This is a genomic window from Streptomyces sp. NPDC007205, from assembly GCF_040634095.1.
GTDB lineage: Bacteria > Actinomycetota > Actinomycetes > Streptomycetales > Streptomycetaceae > Streptomyces.
On sequence record NZ_JBEYEW010000013.1, the window covers coordinates 1 to 20,288 of the forward strand.

The following is a 20,288-nucleotide window of genomic DNA, read 5'->3' on the forward strand; positions in this document are numbered from 1 at the left end:
CGTCGGGACGACCGTCGTGACGAGCGCCGTGACGACCGGGGTGGCTTCCGTCGCGACGACCGTGGCGGGGACCGTCCGTCCTACCGCCGCGACGACGACCGTGGCGGCTACGGCCGGCGTGACCGCGACGACAACCGTGGCGAGCGCGGTGGCTTCCGCCGGGACGACCGCCGCGACGACCGTCGCGACGACCGACGGGACGACCGACGGGACGACCGTCGCGATGACCGGCGTGACGATCGGGGCGACCGCGGTGGCTTCCGGGGCCGCGACGACCGCGGCGGCCGTGGGCCCCGTCGCGACGACCGTGGCGGTCGGCCCGGTGGCTTCCGGGGACGTGACGACCGGCGTGACGACCGACGGGACGACCGACGGGGCGGTGGCCGCTTCCGCGATGAGCGCGACCGGGACCGCGACCGCGAGCCGATCAAGCGGCTGCCGATCCCGGAGGACGTCACCGGCGACGAGATCGACAAGGACGTCCGGCAGGAGCTGCAGAGCCTGCCCAAGACGCTCGCGGAGGATGTCGCCAAGAACCTGGTGATGGTGGCCCGGCTCATCGACGAGGACCCCGAGGGCGCCTACGGCTACTCCAAGGTGGCCCTGCGTCTGGCGTCCCGCGTGGCCGCCGTGCGCGAGGCCGCCGGGTTCGCGGCGTACGCCAGCCAGAAGTACAGCGAGGCACTCGCCGAGTTCCGGGCCGCGCGCCGGATGAGCGGCAGCGCGGACCTGTGGCCGGTCATGGCCGACTGCGAGCGTGGGCTCGGGCGGCCGGAGAAGGCGCTGGACATGGCCGGTGCCTCCGAGGTGCACAAGCTGGACAAGGCCGGTCAGGTCGAGATGCGGCTCGTCGCGGCCGGTGCCCGGCGTGACATGGGTCAGCTGGACGCGGCCATCGTGACCCTGCAGAGCCCGGAGCTGGCCTCCAACTCGGTCCAGCCGTGGACCGCGCGCCTGCGGTACGCCTACGCCGACGCCCTGCTGGCCGCCGGCCGGCAGGCCGAAGCGCGGGAGTGGTTCGCCAAGGCCGTGGAGGCCGACCGGGACGGCAGCACGGACGCCTCCGACCGGCTCGCCGAGCTGGACGGCGTCGAGTTCGTCGACGCCCTCGATGAGAGCGAGAGCGAGAGCGAGGGTGCGTCCGAGGAGCCGTCGCAGGAGGACGGCGACGAGGACTGACCTGTAGCTGTTGGACAGGAAGAGGGCAGGCTCCCCAGGGGCCTGCCCTCTTTTGCGTTCGGAAGTCCGCGTTCGGAAGTTCGCGTTCCGAAGTCCGCGTTCCTGAGCCTGGTGGGCTCAGATCTCCAGGGCCCGCAGCACCAGCCCCGACGCCGGCTTCGGGCCGAACGACGTCGACTTGCGGGGCATCGTCACGCCCTGGCGGGCCAGGTCGCGTACGACCTCCTCGCGGACGGGGTGCATCAGGACGGCCGTACTGCCGTCGTGTTCCGCCTTGGCGACCGTCGCGGCCGTGTCATGGATGTAGGCGACGTGGGCCGCGGAGTCCTCGGGGATGTGCCAGACGTGGTCGAGCAGCGTGGCGTGCAGGACCGCGGCGTCCAGGGAACGCCAGGCGGCCGGGCGGTCGGCCGGGATCGTGCGGGCCAGCAGGTCCGGGTCGGGGTGGTCGAGCAGGTGGAAGGCGCCGTCGCCGGCCAGCAGGAAGGCGTTGCCCGCGCAGGAGGCGTCCGCGAGCGCCTCCAGTGCCTCGGTGAGCGGTGCGTCGAGATGTCGTACCCGGAACAGGCCCTCCACGGCTGCGAGCGCGTCCGTGACCGGCAGGCCGTGCAGCAGGCGGTGGATGGCGCGGACGCGCAGCGGGTAGCGGGCGGTGTCCACGAGCAGGACCAGGCCGTGGTCCCAGGGGCTGGGGGAGGGGTGCTCCGCGCGCAGCCGCAGGTAGGTGGCCCAGCGGTGGTGGCCGTCGGCGATCAGGGCCTGCTGGTGGGCGAGGTCGGACTGGATGCGGGCCAGGTCGGTGGGGTCGGTGATGGACCAGAGGCGGTGGTGGTAGCCGTCCTCGGTGGTCGTGTCCAGCAGCGGTGGCTTCTCCGCCGTGCGCTCGACGACCTCGGCGGCCGTGCCGTCGCCGCGGTAGGTCAGCAGCAGCGGCTCCAGGTTCGCGCGCGTGGCCCGCATCAGGGCCGCGCGGTCGGCGACCACCGGCGGCATGACGTCCTCGTGCGGCAGCACCACCCCCTCGGCGGGCTCCGAGACCCGCAGCGCGCCGATGACACCGCGTTGCAGCATGTCGCCTCCGTCCCGCTGTTCGTAGACGTACAGTCCGGGCTCCGGGTCCGCGGCGAGGATGCCCTCGTCCAGCCAGCGGCGCAGTGTGTCGGCGGCCTGTTCGGTACGGGTGCTGGGGGTGTCGGCCTGGGGCAGGATCAGCCGAACGATGTTGTGCGGATCGGCCGACTGGAGGTGGTGCACCCCGTCGGGGCGGACGACGACGTCGTACGGCGGTGAGGTGACGGAGGCCAGGCTGCCGACCCGGTCGGGGTCGTAGCGAAGGCCGCGGAACGGGGTGAGTTCCAGGCCTCGGGGCGCCGTTGCTTCCGAGTGACCTGCAGTGTTCATCCCGGCATCGTACGTGTGTCAGTGGCGTGCGGGATGATCGGGGGAAAGGCGAGGGAAGGCCTTTTGGACGTCGGCGAACGAGGAGCGATGTGGAATGAGCCAGGCGGTCAGGACGAGGCCCGAGGGCAGTGGGCAGGCCCTGAGCGAGGCGTACGACACGGCGCTGCTCGATCTGGACGGGGTGGTGTACGCGGGCGGGAACGCGATCGCGCACGCGGTGGACTCGCTGGCGGTGGCGCGGTCGGGCGGGATGCGTCTGGCGTACGTCACCAACAACGCGCTGCGGACCCCGGACGTGGTGGCGGAGCATCTGACGGAGCTGGGGATACCGACGGGTGCGGGCGACGTCATCACGTCGGCGCAGGCGGTCGCGCGGCTGATCAGTGAGCAGGTGCCGGCCGGGGCGCGAGTGCTGGTGATCGGCGGTGAGGGGCTTCGGGTGGCGCTGCGCGAGCGGGGTCTGACGCCGGTGGAGTCGGCGGACGACGACCCGGCGGCGGTCGTGCAGGGGTACGGCGGGCCGGATCTGACCTGGGGTCGCTTCGCGGAGGCGGCGTACGCGGTCGCGCGCGGGGTGCCGTGGTTCGCCTCCAACACCGATCTGACGATTCCGAGCGGCCGGGGCATCGCGCCGGGCAACGGGGCGGCCGTGGAGGTCGTACGGATCGCGACGGGCAAGGAGCCGCAGGTGGCAGGCAAGCCGCTGCCGCCGATGCACCGCGAGACGATCATCCGGACGGGTGCGCAGCGGCCGCTGGTGGTCGGGGACCGGCTGGACACGGACATCGAGGGCGCGTTCAACGGCGAGGTCGACTCCCTGCTGGTGCTGACCGGTGTCACGGACGGTGCCCAGCTGCTGGCGGCGCCACCGCAGCACCGGCCGACCTATGTGGACGCCGATCTGCGCGGGCTGCTCACCGGGCAGCCGGAGGTCACCGCGGTCTCGGGGGGCTTCTCCTGCGGCGGGTTCACGGCGACGGCCGGGGCGGACCGGCTGGCGCTGGAGGGGGACGGCGAGGCGCTGGACGGACTGCGGGCCCTGTGCGCGGCGGCCTGGACGGCGGCCGGGGACGGCTCCTGCGAGCTGGACGGAGGGAAGGCGCTGGCCCGTCTCGGACTGTGACGCGGACTCACTCCGACGCCTACGGACTCCGACGCCTACGGACTGCGACGCATACAGACTCCGACCCATGCAGACTCCGACGCGCACGCACCGGGGATCGAGATCGGGAGCGAGGATAGGCTAACCTAACCTCGTGTTGGTCGACAGTCCTCCGGAACAGCGCGCGGAGACCGCCCCCGCGCCCCCAACCCGCCAGGCGGTCAGGGCCCTTGGGTTCCTGTTGTCCGTCGCGATCCTGGTGCTCGTCGCCGTGGCGAGCATCGCGATCGGGGCGAAAGCACTGTCGCCGGACCAGGTCTGGCACGGCCTGTTCCACGACACGGGGACCTACGGCGACGTCGTCGTCGACGAGCGGCTCTCGCGCACGGTCCTCGGTCTGCTCGCCGGTGCCGCGCTCGGCCTCGCGGGCGCGGTGCTCCAGGCGCTCACCCGCAATCCGCTGGCCGACCCGGGACTGCTCGGCATCAACGCGGGCGCCTCGGCGGCCGTCGTCACGGCCATCACCTACTTCGGCGTCACCAGCCTCACCGGCTATGTGTGGTTCGCCTTCCTGGGGGCGGCGGCGGTCGGCGCGCTGGTGTGGTTCCTCGGCGGCAGCCGGGGTGCCACCCCGGTGCGGCTCGCGCTCGCCGGTACGGCGATCAGCGCCGCCCTGTACGGCTATCTCCAGGCCGTGATGATCACGGACGACGCGGCGCTGGGCAAGATGCGCTTCTGGACGGTGGGTTCGCTGGCGTCCGCCACCGATTCGACCATCCTGCAGGTGCTGCCGTTCCTCGCGGTCGGTACGGTCCTGGCGCTGGCGCTGGCCCGGCCGCTGAACGCCATGGAGATGGGCGACGACACCGCCCGCGCCCTCGGCGCCCACCTGGGCCGCACCCGCGCCCTGGCCATGCTGGCCGCCACCGTGCTGTGCGGTGCCGCCACCGCCGCCTGCGGTCCGATCGTGTTCGTCGGCCTGATGGTGCCCCACGCGGTGCGCTCCTTCACCGGCCCCGACCTGCGCTGGATCCTGCCGTACGCCACGGTGCTGTCCCCGGTGCTGCTGCTCGGCGCCGACGTCATCGGCCGGGTCGTGGCCCGCCCCTCGGAACTCCAGGTCGGTATCGTCACCGCACTCATCGGCGGCCCGGTCTTCATCTTTCTCGTACGACGGCGGAGGACGGCCCAGCTGTGAAGACCCGCTCCATGAACCGGGCCGTACGCACTCCCGGCGGGCTCTCCCTGCGCCTGGACCTGCGGGCCCTGATCGTCGTCGGCCTGCTGCTGGCCGCCGCATGCGCCGTGGGCGTCGCGCTGATCGGCACCGGTGACGCGAAGATACCCGCGGGTGATGTGCTCAGGACCCTCGCCGGGAACGGCACCGCGTACCAGGACTTCATCGTCAACGAACTGCGCCTGCCGCGCGTGCTGGTGGGGCTGCTGGTCGGCGCCTCGCTCGGCCTCGGCGGCGCGCTGTTCCAGTCCGTCTCGCGCAACCCGCTCGGCAGCCCGGACGTGCTGGGCCTCTCCCAGGGCTCGACGGCGGGCGCGCTGGTCGTCATCGTGCTGATGTCCGGTACGGCCTCCCAGGTCACCTTCGGCGCGCTGATCGGCGGCCTGGTGACCGGACTCGCCGTCTACCTCCTCGCCTGGAAGCAGGGTGTGCACGGGTACCGGTTCGTCCTGGTCGGCATCGGCATCTCCGCGATCATGACGGCCGTCAACGGCTATCTGCTCACCGAGGCCGACCTGGTCGACGCGGCCCGCGCGGTCGTGTGGATGACCGGCTCCCTCAACGGCCGCGACTGGGACCAGGTATGGCCGCTGCTCGCGCTGTGCGCCGTCCTCGTCCCACTGGTCCTCGCGAACGCGCGCGGGCTGAGGATGATGGAGATGGGCGACGACGTCGCGAACGCCCTCGGGGTGCGGGTGCAGCGCCTCCGGCTGCTGCTGATGGTCTCCGCCGTGCTGCTCACCGCCGCCGCCACCGCCGCCGCCGGACCCGTCGGTTTCGTCGCGCTCACCGCGCCGCAGCTCGCCCGCCGCCTGACCCGCTCCCCGGGCCCGAACCTGCTGCCCTCCCTCTGCATGGGCGCCACGCTGCTGGTCGCCGCCGACTGGGCCTCGCAGCGCGCGTTCGGCGCCGACCAGCTGCCCGTCGGCGTGGTCACCGGTGTCCTCGGCGGCTGCTACCTGCTGTGGCTGCTGGTCACCGAGCGCAGGGCGGGCCGGATATGAGCGGCACGAACACCGACACGACTAGGAGCACCGTGAACCGCCTGTCCGCCGAGAACGTCACCCTCGCCTACGACCAGCGCGTCATCGCCGAACAGCTGTCGGTGGAGATCCCCGACAACTCCTTCACGGTGATCGTGGGTCCGAACGCGTGCGGCAAGTCGACGCTGCTGCGGGCGCTGTCACGGATGCTCAGGCCGAGCGAGGGCAGGGTGCTCCTGGACGGGGAGGTCATCCAGTCGATGCCCGCCAAGAAGGTGGCGCGGACCCTGGGCCTGCTCCCGCAGTCGTCGATCGCGCCCGACGGCATCACCGTCGCCGACCTCGTCGGCCGGGGCCGCTACCCGCACCAGGGCCTGCTGCGCCAGTGGTCGGCGGAGGACGAGCGGATCGTCCAGGAGTCGATGCGGCAGACCGGGGTCGCCGAGCTGGCCGACCGGTACGTCGACGAGCTCTCCGGCGGACAGCGGCAGCGGGTGTGGATCGCCATGGCGCTCGCCCAGCAGACCCCGCTGCTGCTCCTGGACGAGCCGACCACCTACCTCGACATCCAGCACCAGATCGACGTCCTCGACCTGTGCGCCGAGCTGCACGAGACCCAGGGCCGCACCCTGGTCGCCGTCCTGCACGACCTCAACCACGCCGCCCGCTACGCCACCCACCTCATCGCCCTGCGGGGCGGCGCGGTGATCGCCGAGGGCGCCCCGAACGACATCGTCACGGCCGAGCTGGTGGAGCAGGTGTTCGGGCTGCGGTGTCAGGTGATCGACGACCCGGAGACCGGGACCCCGCTGGTCGTACCGGCGGCCCGCAAGGCACGCGCGGAGAAGGTCACAGCAGCTTCCTGAGCCGGAACAGATCCAGCAGGCTCGCCTCCAGCTTCACCCGGCCCGTCCCCCAGGCGGTCGCGAAGTTCAGCCGGCCGTCCACCAGGCCCACCAGATCGTCCCCGGCCATGGCGAGCCTGATCTGCGCCTCCTCCCGCGGCGGGCCGGGGTGGGTCTCGTCCACCTCGATCCGCCCGCCCGTCATCCGGCCCTCGAAGGTGACGTCCAGATCGGTGATGTGGCAGCTCACCGCGCGGTCCAGGGCGGCGGCCGCACGGACGTCGCCCTCGGCGCCCTGCATGTTGTCCGAAAGCTTTCCCAGTGCGGCGCGGCACTCCTCGGTCGTGGCCATCGCCCACGACGGTACCCCAGCGGTTCGCGATAGCGTCTGGGCATGAGCGACTCGGTTCCGGAGACGGAGATCCGGCAGGATTCAGTGCAGGAGGCGGTGGAGGCACCGGAGGCTTACGACCCCGCCGTGCCCGCCCCCCTGAACGTCCCGCGCACCCCCACCGGCAACGCCGACGTCGACGCCCAACTGGCGCGGCTCGCCGACGCCGACCACCTCGCCACCGACGGACACGTCGAGGTGTACGAGGATGTACACGGGGGGCTGCGCGACGCGCTCACCGCGCTCGACGCCCGCCCGGGACCTCCGGTGCCCCCGACGTCGTACCAAAAGGCGCCTTCACCGCCGTACCACCAGAGCAGGAGCTGAACCGAACGTGGCAGGAGTCGCACGTCGCCGTCTGGACGCGGAGCTGGTCCGCCGGAAGCTCGCGCGTTCACGTGAGCACGCCGGCCAGCTGATCGCCGCCGGGCGGGTCACCGTCGGCAAGACCGTGGCGACCAAGCCGGCCACCCAGGTGGAGACCGCCGCCGCGATCGTGGTCCAGGCCGACGACAGCGACCCGGACTACGTCTCCCGGGGCGGACACAAGCTCGCCGGCGCGCTGGAGGCGTTCGTCCCGCAGGGGCTCGTCGTCGAGGGCCGGCGCGCGCTGGACGCCGGCGCCTCCACCGGCGGCTTCACCGACGTCCTGCTGCGCGCGGGCGCCGCGCACGTCGTCGCCGTGGACGTCGGATACGGACAGCTCGCCTGGTCTCTTCAGAGCGATGAACGCGTCACCGTCAAGGACCGTACGAACGTACGCGAGTTGACTCTCGAGGCGATCGATGGGGAACCTGTGGATCTTGTCGTGGGTGATCTGTCCTTCATCCCGCTCGGGCTGGTGCTGCCGGCCCTCAAGCGGTGCGTGAGGCCGGACGCCGACCTGGTGATGATGGTCAAGCCGCAGTTCGAGGTGGGCAGGGAGCGGCTCGGCAGCGGGGGTGTCGTACGGAGTCCGCAGCTGCGCGCGGAGGCCGTGCGGGGAGTGGCCGAGAAGGCCTGGGAGCTCGGGCTCGGGGTGCAGGGGGTCACCGCGAGTCCGCTGCCCGGGCCCTCGGGGAACGTCGAGTACTTTCTCTGGCTGCGGGCGGGCGCACCCCAGGTGGACCCGGCCGACGTCGACCGTGCAGTGGCGGAGGGGCCGCGTTGACACAGAACCTGGTGCGTACTGTTTTCCTGCTCGCCCACACCGGGCGGCCCGCGGCGATCCGCAGTGCGGAACTCGTCGTCAAGGGACTGCTGCGGCATGGCATCGGGGTGCGGGTGCTGGCGGAGGAGGCGCGCGACCTGCCGCTGCCGGACGAGGTGCAGCTGGTCAAGGAGGCCACTCCGCAGTGCCTCGACGGGTGCGAGCTGCTGATCGTGCTCGGCGGTGACGGCACGCTGCTGCGGGGCGCCGAGTTCGCCCGGGCGTCCGGGGTGCCGATGCTCGGCGTCAACCTCGGACGGGTGGGATTTCTCGCGGAGGCCGAACGGGACGACCTCGATCGGGTGGTCGACCGGGTGGTGGCACGCTCCTACGAGGTCGAGGAGCGGATGACCGTCGATGTCGTCGTGCACCGCAACGGGGACATCGTGCACACGGACTGGGCGCTGAACGAGGCGGCCGTGCAGAAGGCCGGCGCCGAGAAGCTGCTGGAAGTCGTGCTGGAGATCGACGGGCGTCCGGTGTCGGAGTTCGGGTGCGACGGGGTGATCCTCTCCACGCCCACCGGATCCACGGCGTACGCCTTCTCGGCGGGCGGGCCGGTGGTGTGGCCCGAGGTGGAGGCGCTGCTGATGGTGCCGATCAGTGCGCATGCGCTGTTCGCCAAGCCGCTGGTGACGTCGCCGGACTCGGTGCTCGCGGTGGAGGTTCTGCCGCACATCCCTCCGGGGGTTCTGTGGTGTGACGGGCGGCGGACCGTGGAGTTGCCGCCGGGGGCGCGGGTGGAGGTGCGGCGGGGGGCTGTGCCGGTGCGGCTGGCTCGGTTGCACCATTCGTCCTTCACGGATCGGCTGGTGGCGAAGTTCGCGTTGCCGACCACCGGGTGGCGAGGGGCGCCTCACTAGAAGCGTCACCGGAAAGAGCGGCCTGTGTGCGCTTCCCGCCCCGGACCTCGTATGGTCTGTTCCGTGTTGGAGGAGATGCGGATACGGTCGCTCGGGGTCATCGACGATGCCGTCGTCGAGCTGTCGCCCGGGTTCACCGCGGTCACCGGTGAGACGGGTGCGGGCAAGACCATGGTGGTCACCAGCCTGGGGCTGCTGCTCGGTGGGCGGGCGGACCCGGCGCTCGTGCGGATCGGGGCCGGGAAAGCGGTCGTGGAGGGGCGGGTCACCGTCCCCGCGGACGCCGCCGCCGCCCTACGCGCCGAGGAGGCCGGGGCCGAGCTGGACGACGGGGCCCTGCTGATCAGCCGGACCGTTTCCGCCGAGGGCCGCTCCCGGGCGCACCTGGGCGGGCGCAGCGTCCCCGTGGGGCTGCTCGCCGAGCTGGCCGACGACCTGGTGGCCGTGCACGGGCAGACCGACCAGCAGGGGCTGCTGAAGCTGTCCCGGCAGCGGCAGGCCCTGGACCGGTACGCGGGCGACGCCGTCGCCGTGCCGCTCGCCAAGTACTCGGAGGCCTACCGCCGGCTGCGGGCCGTCTCCGACGAGCTGGAGGAGATCGTCACGCGCGCGCGTGAGCGGGCGCAGGAAGCCGGCATGCTGCGGTACGGGCTGGAGGAGGTCGCCGCCGTCGAGCCGCGGGCCGGGGAGGACGTCGAGCTGGCCGAGGAGGCCGAGCGGCTGGGGCACGCGGAGGCGCTGTCGTCGGCCGCGACGGCCGCGCACGCCGCTCTCGCGGGCAATCCCGAGGACCCCGAGGGGATCGATGCCGCGACGCTCGTCGCGGGCGCCCACCGGGCGCTGGAGGCCGTGCGCGCGCACGATCCGGCGCTGGCCGCCCTCGCCGACCGGATCGGGGAGATCGGGATCCTGCTCGGCGATGTCGCCGGGGAGCTGGCGGGCTACGCCGACGACCTCGACGCCGATCCGCTGCGGCTGGCCGCCGTCGAGGAGCGCCGGGCCGCCCTCACCGCCCTCACCCGGAAGTACGGCGACGACATCGACGCCGTACTCGCCTGGGCCGAGCAGAGCGCCGCGCGGCTGACCGAGCTGGACGGCGACGACGAGCGGATCGCGGAGCTGACCGCCGAGCGGGACGCGCTGCGGACCGGACTGGGCGGTCTGGCACAGGCGTTGACGGACGCACGGGCGGAGGCCGCCGACCGGTTCGCGGCCGCCGTGACCGCCGAGCTGGCCTCGCTGGCGATGCCCCACGCGCGCGTGTCCTTCGACATCCGTCAGACCGAGGACCCGGAGGGCGTCGAGGTCGGCGGGCGCAGGGTCGCCTACGGGCCGTCGGGTGTGGACGAGGTCGAGCTGCTGCTCGCCCCGCACCCGGGCGCGCCGCCGCGGCCCATCGCCAAGGGCGCGTCCGGCGGTGAGCTGTCCCGGGTGATGCTCGCCGTGGAGGTCGTGTTCGCGGGGACGGACCCCGTGCCGACGTATCTCTTCGACGAGGTCGACGCCGGTGTCGGCGGCAAGGCCGCGGTCGAGATCGGGCGGCGGCTGGCGAAGCTCGCCAGGACCGCGCAGGTCGTCGTGGTCACCCACCTGCCCCAGGTCGCCGCCTTCGCCGACCGGCAGCTGCTGGTCGAGAAGACGAACGACGGGTCGGTCACCCGCTCCGGCGTGAAGGTGCTGGAGGGCGAGGAACGCGTCCGCGAGCTGTCCCGGATGCTGGCCGGCCAGGAGGACTCCGAGACGGCCCGCGCCCACGCGGAGGAACTGCTGGCCACGGCGCGGGCCGACCTGTAGGCCGGTTCTAGGGTGGCGGGATGATCGTCGAGCGAGAGTCCCGCCCGTTCCTGCTAGCCGCCGCGCTCACCGGGGCCGGCCAGGCCCTGCTCCGTACCGCTCCGCCCGGCGGCCGGGGGCGCTGGGAGCGGACGAACTACGCGGGCCGGACCGTCGAGCTGTACGCGGGGCCCGCCTCCGCGGTCTCGGCGGCCGTCGGGGCCGCCCGGGCGCACCCCGGTGCCGGGCTCGCCGTGCTCGCGGCCGGGGTGTGCGGGGCGTACGACGACGTCGCCGGGGCCGGGGATCCGCGGCGCGGGTTCCGGGCGCACCTGGGGGCCCTGCGGGACGGGGAGGTCACCAGTGGGGCCGTGAAGCTGTTCGGGATATCGGCGGCCGGACTGGTGGCCGGCGCGCTGATGAAGGAGCGGTTCGTCGACAAGGTGCTCGCCGGGGTCGTCATCGCCGGGGCGGCGCACGTCGTCAATCTCCTCGACGTACGGCCTGGCCGGGCGGCCGGTGCCGTGCTCGCGCTCGGGGCGCCGGGGCTGCTGCGCGGCGGCCCGGCGGGGGAGCTGGCCGCCGCCGCGGCCGGCGCCGCCGCGGCCGTTCTGCCCGGCGACCTCGGCGAGCGCACGATGATCGGGGACACGGGGGCGCACGCCCTCGGCGCGGCGCTGGGAGCGGCCGTCGTGGCCGGCAACCAGCGCCCCGGCCTTCTCGCGCACGCCGTCGCGGTCGTGGCCGCCACGGTGTACGGGGACCGGGTGAGTGCCTGGGCGCGGGCGCTGTGAGCGTCTGACCTTGCCGTATACGGTGGGGGCCGGTCGTCCGTGCCGGGGCGTCGCTCACCCGTGTGGGTGACGTGCTCCGGCGCATTGCCCCGGCCCGCCGCACTGTGCGCCCGCCGGATTTCCCGTAACGGCCGGTCCCCCTGGCATGCTTGAGGGAACACGGTCCGCGCGGGAGGCGCGCGAGGTATGTCCTTCCGCCCCCCGGAGCCCGCTACCTTCTGTACGTTTCCTCGTGACCGCCCACGCAGAACCAGGAGCGCCGGCCCCGTGACCCCTCTGAGCAGCAACGCACCGCACGGCCAGTGGCCGCTGCGCACCGTGCAGGTGCTGGGCGGAGGCAACGCCGGCAGCAGCGCGCATGTGCGCTCGCTGGCCGAGGGGCTCGTGGCGAGGGGCGTGCGGGTCACGGTGTGCGCCCCCGTCGAGGCCGACCGCGCCTACGGCTTCACCGGAGCCGGTGCCGAACACGTGCACGTGCCCCGCAGCAGCGACCCCGTCTCGGTGGCCGCACTGCGGACGGCCTGTGCGCACGCCGACCTGGTGCACGCGCACGGGCTGCACGCCTCCTTCCGGGCCGTCCTCGCGCTCAGCGGCCGGCGTACCCCGTTGGTGGTCACCTGGCACAACCGGGCGCAGGCGGAGGGCCCCCGGGCGCATCTGCTGCGGCTGCTGGAACGGCGGGTGATGCGAACGGCGGCCGTGGTCCTCGGCGCCAGCCCCGACCTGGTGGACCGGGCCAGGCGCACGGGGGCCCGGGACGCCCGGCTCGCCGCCGTCGGCCTGCCGGGGCAGCGCCGGCCCGTCGTCCTCGACGACCCCGACCGGCTGCGCCCGAAGGTCCGGGCCGAACTCGGCGCCACCGGCCGCCCGTTGCTCGTCGCGGTCGGCTCCCTCGACCAGCAGCGCGGCTACGACGTCCTGCTCGACGCGGCCCGCGCCTGGCGCGACCTCGACCCCGTGCCGCTGGTCGTCATCGCCGGGGAAGGGCCGCTGCGGGCGGTGCTGCTGCGGCGGATCGAGGACGAGGAGCTGCCGGTGCGGCTCCTCGGACAGCGCGAGGACGTGCCCGAGCTGCTCGCCGCGGCCGATCTGGCGCTGCTGACCAGCAGGTGGGAGTCCCGGTCCGTGCTCGCCCAGGAGGCGCTGTACGCGCGCGTGCCGCTCGTCGCGACCCGGGTCGGTGGCATCCCCGACCTCGTCGGCGATGCGGCCGAACTCGTCCCGTACGGTGACCCGGAGGCGCTCGCGGACACCGTCGTACGGCTCCTGGCGGATCCGGAGCGCCGGGACGAGCTGCGCGAGCGGGGCGTGCGGCAGGCCGCCGGGTGGCCGACCGAGGACGAGACGGTCGCCCAAGTCCTCAGCGTCTACGACGAGTTGACGCAGCCCAGGCCTCTGGCTTAGGACACGTGTCTGCGGGCCCTGAGCGCCAGGCTCAACGCCAGGACCGTCTGCGGGTCGTCGAGGTCGGTGCCCAGCAACTCCCCGATGCGGGCGAGGCGGTTGTAGAGGGTCTGGCGGTTGAGGTGCAGTTCGCGGGCGGTCTCGGCCTTGCGGCCCGCGTGTGCCAGATAGGTCTCCAGGGTCGGCAGCAGCGGTGGCTTGGAGCGGTGGTCGTGATCGCGCAGCGGGCCGATCGCGCGGTCCACGAACGCGGCGAGGTCCGGGTGGTCGCGCAGCCGCCACATCAGCAGGTCGATGTCGAGGCGGCGGGCGTCGTACCAGGGCCGGTCGGTCAGACCCTGGGCCGCCGTCGCCGTCTCCGCCGCGTGTCTGAGGGCGGCCGACGCGGCAGCCCAGCCGCCCGCCACACCGACGACCACCACCGGCGGCGGCGAGCCCGGCCGGCGCATCCCGGCCCGCTCCACGCCCGCCCGCAGCGCCGCCGCCACCCGGTCCGCGACCGCCGAGCGCTCCGACTCCGAGCGCAGCCCGAGCAGCACCAGCACCCGGCCCTCCACCGGCCGCACGCCCAGCAGCACCGGCACCCCCACCGCCGCCAGCTCCTCGGACACCGCACGCGCCAGCACCGCCCAGCCACCGCCGGGGGAGAGGGAGTCCCCGATGCGCATCACCACGGGCAGCAGCGGGCCCTCGCCGGGCTTGAAGCCGAGGACCCGGGCCTGTGCCGGGGCGTCCGCGGCGGTGACCCGGCCCTCGGCGAGATCGGTGAGGAAGTCACCGCGCCCGCGCGCCGCCAGCTCCTCCTCCTGCCGGGCCTGCATCAGCACCACGGCCAGGATGCCCGCGGCCCGCTCGACGGCGATCCGGTGGACCGGGGCCAGGGCCGCGCGGACCGGCAGCAGGACCAGCCGGGCCCGCACCGAGCCCGCCGTACCCGGCCCGCCGCCCGGCACGTCCACCAGCACCGAACCGGCGGGCGGCGGCGCGTCCTTGTGCGGGCCGCGCAGCCCCTCCCACACCTGCAGCGGGTCCGCGCCCTCGGGCCCCTCCCCGGCGGCGTACAGCAGGCGGCCGTCGGCCGTCTCCAGGAAGACCGGGTTGCCGCTGAAGTCCGCCAGGATGCCCAGCACCTGCGGCACCCCGCCGCCGCCCAGCAGCGCCCCGGTGCAGCGCCGGTGGACCTCCTCGGCCCGTTGCAGCAGCGCGTAGTGGCCGTTGACGATCTCGGTGTGGATCTCCTCGGTCACCGTCACGAACGGCACCTCGCGGTGCAGCTGCACCAACGGCAGCCCGGCGCTGCGGGCGGTGTCCACCAGGGCGGCGGGCAGCCGGCTGAAGCGCGGGCCCAGCTCCACCACCAGAGCGGCGATCCCGCGCTCGGCGAGGGTGCGAACGAACGCCCGCTGCTCGGCCGGGCGGGTGCCGAGACCGTAGCCGGTGGTGAGCAGCAGCTCGCCGCCCTTGAGCAGCGAGGCGATGTTCGGCACCTCGCCCGCGTGCACCCAGCGCACCGTGCGCCCCAGCCGGTCGGCACCCGCGAGGATCTCGGGCAGCCCGCTGCGCAGTCCGGGCAGTTCCAGTGCCCGCTGCACGGTGATCCCGGCGCCCTGGGTGTCGAGTCGGTTGTCCGTACGGCTGTCCATGCAGCGGACGCTACCTGCGCAAACGTCCGCGGGACAGTTCCGCGCTAGATCGGCCGGATGTTGTGGTTGAAGCGGAAGACGTTGTCGGGGTCCCAGCGCCGCTTCACCTTCTCCAGCCGCAGCAGGTTGCCTGCGCCCAGGCCGGCCCGGACGCGCTCGGGTCCCTCGTCGCCGATGAGGTCGAGAGGGACGGCACCGGTGCTCCACGGCCGTACATCGGCGCACGCGTCCCGCACCCAGGCCATGGCACGCTCGTCATCGGCCGGGTCCGTCCAGCGGGCGAAGGGGTGCGACAGCCAGGGCGCGTCCCGGTACGGCACCGGGTACGCGGCCGGGCCGGTGACGACCGCACCGCCCAGCGGGAGGAGCAGGTGCCGGAAGCCGCCCGGCACCGGCATGGCCTGCGCCCGGGCGCAGAAGACGTCCACCAGCTCGTCCGGCAGGTCCGTCAGGCACTCCGCCGACCAGTGGGCCCGCCCGCCCGGGGCGTACAGCAGGCGTTGCGCCTCGGCGCCGGCCAGCTCCGCCGTGTGCGGCAGCGCCAGCAGCGGTTCGGCGAGTCTGCGCAACCCCGCCTCGCCACCGGCGTACGTCAGCAGCGCGCCGCACAGCATCCTGTCCAGGGCCAGGCACAGCACCGCGCCGCCCACCTCGTCCGGGCCGGTACGGATGATCTCGCGGAAGGCGCGGACCACGTCCGGGCCGAACTCCGGCAGGCACAGCAGCAGCACCACCGAGAACTCCGGCAGCTCGTGCAGCTCCAGCGTGAGTGCCGTCGCGACGCCGAAGTTGCCGCCCCCGCCGTGCAGCGCCCAGAACAGCTCGGGGTTCTCGTCGGCGTTGGCGTGCACCCGCTCGGCGTCGGCGGTCACCAGCTCGACCCCGATGAGGTCGTCCACGGCGAGACCGAAGGCACGGTCCAGCCGGCCGGTGCCGCCGCCGAGCACGAAGCCGCCGACCCCGGTGGCCGGAGCCCGGGCGCCGGTGCTCGCGAGGCCGTACGGCTGGGCCGCCCGGTCCAGGTCGCCCGTCGTGGCGCCGCCCTCGACCCGGACCGCCTCGGCCGCCGGATCGACGGCCACGCCGCGCATCCGGCGCAGATCCACCACCAGCGCGCCGTCGACCCGGGCCCCCGCCAGGCCGTACCCGCCGCCGCGCACCGCGATGTGCAGGTCCAGCTCACGCCCGAAGCGGACGGTCCGGACCACGTCGGCCGCGTCCGCGCACTGCGCGATCACGGCCGGACGCCGGTCGATCATGGCGTTGGGGACGACCCGGGCGTCGTCGTAACCGGGGTCTCCCGGCGCGAACACGTCGCCGACCAGCTCCTCACGGAGCGCGGCGAGGGCTGTGCGCGCCTTGGAACGGGTGGCCATGGCCGGGCCCCCTTCCGGGAGGGGTCACCTTCCAGCCTAGGGGCCGCTAACCCCCGTATGCCCCGGACGCCGTGAGCCGCAGCGCAGTGTCGATCAAAGGCACATGGCTGAACGCCTGCGGGAAGTTGCCCACCTGCCGTTGCAGGCGCGGATCCCACTCCTCCGCCAGCAGACCGAGGTCGTTCCGCAGCGCGAGGAGCTTCTCGAAGAGCTTCCTCGCCTCGTCCACGCGGCCGATCATCGCCAGGTCGTCGGCCATCCAGAAGGAGCAGGCCAGGAAGGCGCCCTCGTCGCCCGGCAGACCGTCGACGCCCGCGTGGTCGCCCTCCGTCGGGTAGCGCAGGATGAACCCGTCCGGCGTCGACAGCTCGCGCTGGATCGCCTCGATCGTGCCGATCACCCGCTTGTCGTCCGGCGGCAGGAAGCCCATCTGCGGGATGAGCAGCAGCGAGGCGTCCAGCTCCTGGGAGCCGTAGGACTGGGTGAAGGTGTTGCGCTCCTTGTCGTAGCCCTTCTCGCACACGTCCCGGTGGATGTCGTCGCGCAGTTCCTTCCAGCGCTCCAGCGGGCCGTCCGCGTCCCCGGACTCGATCAGCTTGATGGTGCGGTCCACCGCGACCCAGGCCATCACCTTGGAGTGCACGAAGTGCCGGCGCGGGCCGCGCACCTCCCAGATGCCCTCGTCCGGCGCCTGCCAGTGGTCCTCCAGGTAGCGGATCAGCTTCAGCTGGAGCAGCGAGGCGTAGTCGTTGCGGGCCAGACCCGTCATATGGGCCAGGTGCAGGGCCTCGGTGACCTCGCCGTACACGTCCAGCTGGAGCTGGTGCGCCGCGCCGTTGCCGACCCGGACCGGGGCGGAGTTCTCGTAGCCCGGCAGCCAGTCCAGCTCGGCCTCGCCCAGCTCCCGCTCGCCCGCGATGCCGTACATGATCTGCAGGTTCTCCGGGTCGCCGGCGACCGCGCGCAGCAGCCACTCGCGCCAGGCGCGGGCCTCCTCGCGGTATCCGGTGCGCAGGAGGGACGACAGGGTGATCGCGGCGTCGCGCAGCCAGGTGTAGCGGTAGTCCCAGTTGCGCACGCCGCCGATGTCCTCCGGCAGGGAGGTCGTCGGCGCGGCGACGATGCCACCCGTGGGGGCGTACGTCAGGGCCTTCAGGGTGATCAGCGAACGGACCACCGCCTCGCGGTACGGCCCGTGGTACGTACAGTGCTCGACCCACTCGCGCCAGAACACCTCCGTCGCCTCCAGCGAGGTCTCCGGCTCCGGCAGCGAGGGCGGCTCGCTGTGCGAGGGCTGCCACGAGATCGTGAACGCGATCCGGTCACCCGGGGCGACCGTGAAGTCGGCGTACGTCGTCAGCGACTTTCCGTAGGTCTCGGCCTCCGTGTCGAACCACACAGAGTCCGGCCCGGCGACCGCCACCGTGCGGCCCTCGTGCTTGTGCACCCAGGGCACGACACGGCCGTAGGAGAACCGCATGCGCAGCGCCGAGCGCATCGGCACCCGGCCGGTGACGCCCTCGACGATCCGGATCAGCTGCGGCGCGCCCTCACGCGGCGGCATGAAATCGGTCACGCGGACCGTGCCGCGCGGGGTGTCCCACTCCGATTCCAGGATCAGCGAGTCGCCCCGGTAGCTCCGCCGGGCGGCCGTGGGCGGCTGTACGTCGGCCGCGTGGGCCGGGCCGAGCCGCCAGAAGCCGTGTTCCTCGGTGCCCAGCAGACCGGCGAAGATGGCATGCGAGTCGAAGCGGGGCAGGCACAGCCAGTCCACTGTGCCGTCCCGGCAGACCAGTGCCGCGGTCTGCATGTCTCCGATGAGTGCGTAGTCTTCGATGCGCCCGGCCACGTGCAACTCCAGTCGAACGGCCACGTCACCCCCGCGCAGGGGGCTGTCGCTAGTGCGGTCAAGGGGTCGTTGTTGTGCGTCGTTGAGCGGTGAAGCAAAGCAGCCCGCCGAGCCCTGAGGCAACACGGCAGTCTTTGCTCAACGAACTGCCGCGCTCTCGTTGTTCCGGGTGGTGCAGGCGGGGGTGTGCCGTCGTTCCGGCCGGGCTCGGCAGCGAGTGTCCGAGCAGGATACGACGCACGTAGATGATCTGCGTGCCGCTCCGGGCAACCGGTGTGGGCCGAACGGGTGAGCAGCAGGTGATAACCATGTGACCTGTGTGTGCCTGTGGTGACACATGGGGCGACCTGCCCCGTGCCCGGGCCCCGTACCGGGCGGGTGAGCGAGCTGCCCGTGCCCGGGTGAGCGCGGAGCGTGGCCGGAAGCCATCTCGTCCAGGCGCTGATACCCTGGTAGCCCGTGGACCGGTGGGCCTGAAACCCCCGAACCGCAGCGACGGCACCCCCGGAGATCTCCGGGACGGCAGCCGCACCGCACGACAGATCGCGACCACGGGAGCCCCCTCTTGGCCATGCCGCCCGCTGCTTTCCGAAACAGCACAGCCACGACGACCAAGCACATCTTCGTCACCGGGGGTGTCGCCTCCTCGCTCGGCAAGGGCCTGACCGCCTCCAGCCTGGGCATGCTGCTCAAGGCCCGCGGCCTGCGCGTGGTGATGCAGAAGCTGGATCCGTACCTGAACGTCGATCCGGGCACCATGAACCCCTTCCAGCACGGTGAGGTCTTCGTCACCAACGACGGCGCCGAGACCGACCTCGACATCGGACACTACGAGCGCTTCCTCGACCGCGACTTGGACGGCTCTGCCAACGTCACCACCGGCCAGGTGTACTCGACCGTGATCGCCAAGGAGCGGCGCGGCGAGTACCTGGGCGACACCGTGCAGGTCATCCCGCACATCACCAACGAGATCAAGCACCGCATCCGGCGCATGGCCACCGACGAGGTGGACGTCGTCATCACCGAGGTCGGCGGCACCGTCGGCGACATCGAGTCGCTGCCGTTCCTGGAGACCGTCCGCCAGGTCCGCCACGAGGTCGGCCGGGACAACGTCTTCGTGGTGCACATCTCGCTCCTGCCCTACATCGGCCCCTCCGGTGAGCTGAAGACCAAGCCGACCCAGCACTCCGTGGCCGCGCTGCGCAACATCGGTATCCAGCCCGACGCGATCGTGCTGCGCTGCGACCGCGAGGTCCCGACCGCCATCAAGCGCAAGATCTCCCTGATGTGCGACGTCGACGAGGCCGCCGTGGTGGCCTGCCCCGACGCCCGCTCGATCTACGACATCCCGAAGACCGTGCACGGCGAGGGCCTGGACGCCTACGTCGTGCGCAAGCTCGACCTGCCGTTCCGTGACGTCGACTGGACGACCTGGGACGACCTGCTGGACCGCGTCCACAACCCCGACCACGAGATCACCCTCGCCCTGGTCGGCAAGTACATCGACCTGCCCGACGCCTATCTGTCGGTCACCGAGGCGCTGCGCGCCGGCGGCTTCGCCAACCGCGCCCGGGTGAAGATCAAGTGGGTCACCTCCGACGACTGCAAGACCCCGGCCGGTGCCAAGGCCCAGCTCGGTGACGTCGACGGCATCTGCATCCCGGGCGGCTTCGGCGACCGCGGTGTGCTCGGCAAGGTCGGCGCGATCCGCTTCGCCCGTGAGAACAGGATCCCGCTGCTCGGCCTCTGCCTCGGCCTGCAGTGCATCGTGATCGAGGCCGCGCGCAACCTGGCCGACATCCCGGACGCCAACTCCACCGAGTTCGACCCGGCCACCGGCCACCCGGTCATCTCCACCATGGCCGAGCAGCTGGACATCGTCGCCGGTGAGGGTGACATGGGCGGCACCATGCGGCTCGGCATGTACCCGGCCAAGCTCGCCGAGGGTTCGATCGTGCGCGAGGTGTACGACGGCAAGGAGTACATCGAGGAGCGGCACCGCCACCGCTACGAGGTGAACAACGCCTACCGTGCGGAGCTGGAGAAGAAGGCCGGGATCCTGTTCTCGGGCACCTCGCCGGACGGCAAGCTGGTCGAGTACGTGGAGTACCCGCGTGACGTCCACCCGTACCTGGTCGCCACGCAGGCGCACCCCGAGCTGCGCTCGCGGCCGACGCGTCCGCACCCGCTGTTCGCCGGCCTGGTGAAGGCCGCCGTGGAGCGGAAGATCTCGCAGTAACACAAGAGTTGTACGGTGGC

The 20,288-nt window shown here is 73.0% G+C and carries 17 protein-coding genes; 12 read left to right on the forward strand and 5 right to left on the reverse strand.

The annotated features are described in order from the left end of the window. Positions 1–435 precede the first annotated feature (435 nt). Positions 436–1,179: a hypothetical protein gene (locus ABZ624_RS21915; RefSeq protein WP_360091827.1), complete on the forward strand. Its 744-nt coding sequence runs from the start codon at positions 436–438 to the stop codon at positions 1,177–1,179. A gap of 117 nt (positions 1,180–1,296) precedes the next feature. On the opposite strand, the gene ABZ624_RS21920 is transcribed toward ABZ624_RS21915, so the two are convergent. Beyond that, positions 1,297–2,580: a DUF1015 domain-containing protein gene (locus ABZ624_RS21920; protein WP_360091282.1), complete on the reverse strand. Its 1,284-nt coding sequence runs from the start codon at positions 2,578–2,580 to the stop codon at positions 1,297–1,299. A 94-nt stretch (positions 2,581–2,674) separates the two neighbouring features. Here ABZ624_RS21920 and ABZ624_RS21925 point away from each other — a divergent pair, with 94 nt between their 5' ends. From ABZ624_RS21925 to ABZ624_RS21940, 4 genes are all read left to right on the forward strand, one after another. Continuing rightward, on the forward strand, positions 2,675–3,703 hold the full coding sequence (locus ABZ624_RS21925) for an HAD hydrolase-like protein (RefSeq protein WP_360091285.1): 1,029 nt from the start codon (positions 2,675–2,677) through the stop codon (positions 3,701–3,703). 133 nt (positions 3,704–3,836) lie between these two features. After that, positions 3,837–4,880, forward strand: coding sequence for an iron chelate uptake ABC transporter family permease subunit (locus tag ABZ624_RS21930; RefSeq protein ID WP_360091288.1), 1,044 nt, complete (start codon positions 3,837–3,839; stop codon positions 4,878–4,880). Positions 4,881–4,891: 11 nt separating this feature from the next. Then, a complete protein-coding gene (locus ABZ624_RS21935) occupies positions 4,892–5,923 on the forward strand; it encodes an iron chelate uptake ABC transporter family permease subunit (RefSeq protein ID WP_360091830.1) in 1,032 nt (343 codons plus the stop codon). Next, positions 5,920–6,768 carry an ABC transporter ATP-binding protein gene (locus ABZ624_RS21940; protein ID WP_360091291.1) on the forward strand — a complete coding sequence of 283 codons (849 nt, stop codon included), beginning with the start codon at positions 5,920–5,922 and terminating at the stop codon, positions 6,766–6,768. The genes ABZ624_RS21935 and ABZ624_RS21940 overlap by 4 nt, the downstream gene beginning before the upstream one ends. On the opposite strand, the gene ABZ624_RS21945 is transcribed toward ABZ624_RS21940, so the two are convergent. Then, positions 6,752–7,099, reverse strand: a complete 348-nt coding sequence (locus ABZ624_RS21945; RefSeq protein ID WP_360091294.1) for a sterol-binding protein — start codon at positions 7,097–7,099, stop codon at positions 6,752–6,754. The genes ABZ624_RS21940 and ABZ624_RS21945 overlap by 17 nt on opposite strands. 42 nt (positions 7,100–7,141) lie before the next feature. On the opposite strand from ABZ624_RS21945, the gene ABZ624_RS21950 reads away from it, so the two are divergent. From ABZ624_RS21950 to ABZ624_RS21975, 6 genes are all read left to right on the forward strand, one after another. Next, positions 7,142–7,465: a hypothetical protein gene (locus ABZ624_RS21950; protein ID WP_360091297.1), complete on the forward strand. Its 324-nt coding sequence runs from the start codon at positions 7,142–7,144 to the stop codon at positions 7,463–7,465. Positions 7,466–7,472: 7 nt separating this feature from the next. Then, positions 7,473–8,288 carry a TlyA family RNA methyltransferase gene (locus ABZ624_RS21955; protein WP_360091300.1) on the forward strand — a complete coding sequence of 272 codons (816 nt, stop codon included), beginning with the start codon at positions 7,473–7,475 and terminating at the stop codon, positions 8,286–8,288. Further along, entirely contained in the window at positions 8,285–9,190 is a 906-nt protein-coding gene (locus ABZ624_RS21960) for an NAD kinase (protein WP_360091303.1), read from the forward strand. Before ABZ624_RS21955 ends, ABZ624_RS21960 begins: the two co-directional genes overlap by 4 nt. 51 nt (positions 9,191–9,241) lie before the next feature. Further along, on the forward strand, positions 9,242–10,984 hold the full coding sequence (gene recN, locus ABZ624_RS21965) for a DNA repair protein RecN (protein ID WP_360091306.1): 1,743 nt from the start codon (positions 9,242–9,244) through the stop codon (positions 10,982–10,984). Positions 10,985–11,004: 20 nt separating this feature from the next. Then, on the forward strand, positions 11,005–11,757 hold the full coding sequence (locus ABZ624_RS21970) for a hypothetical protein (RefSeq protein ID WP_360091309.1): 753 nt from the start codon (positions 11,005–11,007) through the stop codon (positions 11,755–11,757). Positions 11,758–12,024: 267 nt separating this feature from the next. Then, positions 12,025–13,161 (forward strand): glycosyltransferase family 4 protein, encoded by a 1,137-nt coding sequence (locus ABZ624_RS21975; protein ID WP_360091312.1) that lies wholly within the window; start codon positions 12,025–12,027, stop codon positions 13,159–13,161. Here ABZ624_RS21975 and ABZ624_RS21980 read toward each other — a convergent pair. From ABZ624_RS21980 to ABZ624_RS21990, 3 genes are read right to left on the reverse strand one after another with little or no spacing between them, the layout of a single operon-like run. Next, entirely contained in the window at positions 13,158–14,804 is a 1,647-nt protein-coding gene (locus tag ABZ624_RS21980) for a PucR family transcriptional regulator ligand-binding domain-containing protein (protein WP_360091315.1), read from the reverse strand. The genes ABZ624_RS21975 and ABZ624_RS21980 overlap by 4 nt on opposite strands. A gap of 44 nt (positions 14,805–14,848) precedes the next feature. Then, positions 14,849–16,180, reverse strand: coding sequence for an FAD-binding oxidoreductase (locus ABZ624_RS21985; protein ID WP_360091318.1), 1,332 nt, complete (start codon positions 16,178–16,180; stop codon positions 14,849–14,851). A gap of 46 nt (positions 16,181–16,226) precedes the next feature. Then, positions 16,227–18,029, reverse strand: coding sequence for a glycoside hydrolase family 15 protein (locus ABZ624_RS21990; protein ID WP_360091833.1), 1,803 nt, complete (start codon positions 18,027–18,029; stop codon positions 16,227–16,229). 571 nt (positions 18,030–18,600) lie between these two features. Between ABZ624_RS21990 and ABZ624_RS21995 the strand changes: the two genes are divergently transcribed. Continuing rightward, complete coding sequence (locus ABZ624_RS21995) at positions 18,601–20,268, forward strand: CTP synthase (protein WP_360091321.1); 1,668 nt, start codon at positions 18,601–18,603, stop codon at positions 20,266–20,268. Positions 20,269–20,288 lie beyond the last annotated feature (20 nt).

Coding starts and splice junctions, on each gene's coding strand:
- recN (WP_360091306.1), top strand. CDS start 9,242: ATGGTCTGTTCCGTGTTGGAGGAGATGCGGATACGGTCGCTCGGGGTC.
- ABZ624_RS21940 (WP_360091291.1), top strand. CDS start 5,920: ATGAGCGGCACGAACACCGACACGACTAGGAGCACCGTGAACCGCCTG.
- ABZ624_RS21995 (WP_360091321.1), top strand. CDS start 18,601: ATGCCGCCCGCTGCTTTCCGAAACAGCACAGCCACGACGACCAAGCAC.
- ABZ624_RS21980 (WP_360091315.1), bottom strand. CDS start 14,804: ATGGACAGCCGTACGGACAACCGACTCGACACCCAGGGCGCCGGGATC.
- ABZ624_RS21985 (WP_360091318.1), bottom strand. CDS start 16,180: ATGGCCACCCGTTCCAAGGCGCGCACAGCCCTCGCCGCGCTCCGTGAG.
- ABZ624_RS21950 (WP_360091297.1), top strand. CDS start 7,142: ATGAGCGACTCGGTTCCGGAGACGGAGATCCGGCAGGATTCAGTGCAG.
- ABZ624_RS21925 (WP_360091285.1), top strand. CDS start 2,675: ATGAGCCAGGCGGTCAGGACGAGGCCCGAGGGCAGTGGGCAGGCCCTG.
- ABZ624_RS21920 (WP_360091282.1), bottom strand. CDS start 2,580: ATGAACACTGCAGGTCACTCGGAAGCAACGGCGCCCCGAGGCCTGGAA.
- ABZ624_RS21945 (WP_360091294.1), bottom strand. CDS start 7,099: ATGGCCACGACCGAGGAGTGCCGCGCCGCACTGGGAAAGCTTTCGGAC.
- ABZ624_RS21935 (WP_360091830.1), top strand. CDS start 4,892: ATGAACCGGGCCGTACGCACTCCCGGCGGGCTCTCCCTGCGCCTGGAC.
- ABZ624_RS21970 (WP_360091309.1), top strand. CDS start 11,005: ATGATCGTCGAGCGAGAGTCCCGCCCGTTCCTGCTAGCCGCCGCGCTC.